The 2,969-nt window shown below is 60.2% G+C and carries 4 protein-coding genes; 3 read left to right on the top strand and 1 reads right to left on the bottom strand.

The window, feature by feature from the left end; translation table 11 throughout:
* The 3 genes from KDH09_07265 to KDH09_07255 form a co-directional block, all read left to right on the top strand.
* Window positions 1-285: methylmalonyl-CoA carboxyltransferase (locus KDH09_07265; protein MCB0219475.1), on the top strand; the 285-nt coding region annotated here is incomplete at its 5' end.
* Between the two features lie 86 nt (window positions 286-371).
* On the top strand, window positions 372-1,256 hold the full coding sequence (locus KDH09_07260; GenBank protein MCB0219474.1) for a hypothetical protein: 885 nt from the start codon (window positions 372-374) through the stop codon (window positions 1,254-1,256).
* Window positions 1,257-1,392: 136 nt separating this feature from the next.
* Window positions 1,393-2,166 (top strand): TVP38/TMEM64 family protein, encoded by a 774-nt coding sequence (locus KDH09_07255; GenBank protein ID MCB0219473.1) that lies wholly within the window; start codon window positions 1,393-1,395, stop codon window positions 2,164-2,166.
* A 3-nt stretch (window positions 2,167-2,169) separates the two neighbouring features.
* On the opposite strand, the gene KDH09_07250 is transcribed toward KDH09_07255, so the two are convergent.
* On the bottom strand, window positions 2,170-2,969 hold an 800-nt coding region (locus KDH09_07250), incomplete at its 5' end, for a 1-deoxy-D-xylulose-5-phosphate synthase (protein ID MCB0219472.1).

Raw genomic sequence — 2,969 nt, 5'->3', positions numbered from 1 at the left:
GCTTACCCCATTGCAGAGGTTGCAGTGATGGGCGCCGATGGCGCCGTCGGCATCATCCATCGCGGCGAGATCAAGGAAGCGGCCGATCCCGACGCCAAGCGCGCCGAGCTGATCGAGGAATACAAGAGCCTGTTCGCCAACCCCTACAAGGCTGCCGAGCTTGGTTACGTCGACGAGGTCATCGATCCGGCCGAGACGCGCTCACGCCTGGTCAGCGCCTTCGACATGCTCCGCGACAAGAAGGACACCAACCCCTGGAAGAAGCACGGGAATATCCCGCTGTAAATCGCTCAGAGACTGACAAAGACGCCCCGGCACCCGCCGGGGCGTTTTCTTTGGGAGATCTTGTTACAGCAAGATACAATGATGGAGTGCGATTTCTTGCCATACTTGTGTTGAGCGCGTTGCTTGCCAGTATCCACGCTGGCAGGGTTGACGCCCAAGAAGCTCCGGTTTGTTTGATTGAGATCCAAAAACAACTTGCCGATGATTTCGGGGCGCTGACGCGTCGTATCAGTAATTCCAACGAAAATAACTGGGGCGCCTTTTACTCAATCTATCGTGACATTGCTCTGTATCATTGCGACGACGGCTGGATGGGCGAAGGGGCGTCCGACACCGCAGTCCAGTTGTTTGCAAAAGATTGGCAGCATGTAAGCGATTTCCTAGAACTGCAAAGGACGCACAAAGATTTTGACGTCTTCGTATGGGGTCACATCGATGCAACTGTGAGCCCGGATGATCTATGGCAGATACATGAAAACACTACCGCGAACTGTCCCAAGGGGCATGAAAAATTTTGCAGTGAATTGCTCATTCGAGCAGGACAAGCATTCGCTGAGGTGTGGGAGGGACTCTCTCCCTGCAAGGATGAAACGATCGGTGATGGCCCCGGCAACCCCGGTAATTTGTTTTCATGTGTCTGGCTCATCGAAGCCAGTGGCCGGACCGACTTGATCCACCAATATATGGACGTCGCCCTGAGTAGACGGGAAAGTGCGTGGGAGCAGGAAGACCTGGCGCTGGCGATGATCTACGCGTCAGTGCCCACGGCATTCGATCGGGAACTTTCAAAATTTGCAAAAGACGATCAACGGACGCTTTTCCGCCGGCTTGAATTTGGTTGGGCAAATTTTGCGTACATGAATCCCGAGAAGCAGGCGAGCCTTACCTCAAGCGTCTCTCAGATAGGGAAGCGTGTCCTCGACGACCCGGATTACGATTTCTCTCAAATGCTAAAAAACCGGCTCAAATAGACGAGCCGTTTTCTTTCATCTTTGCGGCAAGGGCTTGTGCCCGGCTATATAGACCCCTGTGCGATTGCCACCTCCGGTGAGGGCCGGAGCCGGGCGGGAGTCGGATGTTTTGAGCCAATCTGCGGAATCTGCGCCTGTGATCGAGCACAAGGCCGAGCGCAAAGTCATGCGCCGAGCCGCGATCGTACTCGCGCTGGCGGCCATTGCGTTGCTTGCCTACCTGGCGCGCGGGCTGGGGCTGCCCACGCCGCAGACCCTTGGCGCATTCTTCGACCGCTGGGCCAACGATCCCTATCTGGCGCCGCGACTTCCCTATTTCTATGTGGGCTTCGTGGCCGTCTGTGCGGCTTCGACCTTCCCGCGGGCGATCATCATCCTGGCGGCCACAACGGTCTTTGGCGCCATGAACACCGTGCTGCTCACCTCGCTGGGCGGCGCGCTGGGCGCGGGCGGCGCGTTTCTCATCGCAAGGTACGTCGCCCGCGATTTCGTGCAGGCACGCATTCCCAACAACTGGCACAAGTGGGAAGAGCGCATCTCCCGCAACGCCTTCATGGCCATGTTCGCGCTGCGCGCGATTCCGTTCTCCCCCATGAGCTCGCCGCATTGGGGCGCAGGGCTCACCAGCATGCGCTTTGCGCCGTTCTTCTTCGGCATCCTGCTGGGCTTCGGGCCCTCGACGGTCTTCTACGTCCTGTTCTCCGAGGCCGTTGTCCAGGGCTACAAGAGCTTCTTCAACATCCCCTTCGCCGTCCCCCTGATGATCGTGGGGCAGGGGCTCATCATTCTCGGGGTGGTGCTGTTCTACCGAAATCAGCGCGCCAAATCGCAGGCCGCCCAGGCCGCCGAGGAACGCATCAACGAAAACGGGGCGACCGAATCGGCCGCCCCGTTTGAAGAATCGCTTTAAAGACTAGCTGCGCGAGCCCTGCGCCGCGTGGCGGACGCCCGCTTCTTCGGCGCCGAGCATTTCGAGCGCGGCGTTGTAGATGCCGTTGGCGTCAATACCGACATAGTTCCACTGCTCGGGCTGGGCGCCGTGCTCGACGACCTCGTCGGGAACGCCCAGGCGGCGGAAGGCCTTCACGTGCGCCAGGTCGCCGGTTTCCTGAAGCATTTCCAGCACGGCATAGCCGAAGCCGCCCATCAGGGCGCCGTCCTCGACGGTGATGACCTTGCCGACGTTGGCGATGACGCCGCGAATGAGGTCGCGATCCATCGGCTTGACATAGCGGGCGTTGACCACGCTGGCATGGATGCCGCGGTCCTTGAGCTGTTTGGCCGCTTCCATCGCAAAGTTCACGGGCGTGCCGTAGGCAATGATTGCGATGTCGCCGCCTTCTTCGAGCAGCTCGCCCTTGCCGAGCGGCAGCTCGCGCATGGGTTCGATTTCCACACCCTGGCCATTGCCGCGCGGGTAGCGAACGGCCGCCGGCAGGCCGCAGTAGACGGCCGTCTTGAGCATGTGGCGAAGCTCGTTCTCGTCCCTGGGCGCCATGACCACCATATTGGGCAGCGAGCGCATATAGGAGATGTCGTAGAGGCCCATGTGCGTGGCGCCGTCGGCGCCCACAAGTCCCGCGCGGTCCATTGCGAAAACGACGGGCAGCTTCTGCAGGCACACGTCGTGGACCACCTGGTCATAGCCGCGCTGGAGGAAGGTCGAGTAGATCGCCACGATGGGATGCATGCCCTCGGCGGCCATGCCGGCGG

It is taken from the genome of Chrysiogenia bacterium, assembly GCA_020434085.1.
Classification (GTDB): domain Bacteria; phylum JAGRBM01; class JAGRBM01; order JAGRBM01; family JAGRBM01; genus JAGRBM01.
Note: the sequence above shows the minus strand (reverse complement) of the source record. Positions and strands in the feature narration are given on the sequence as shown.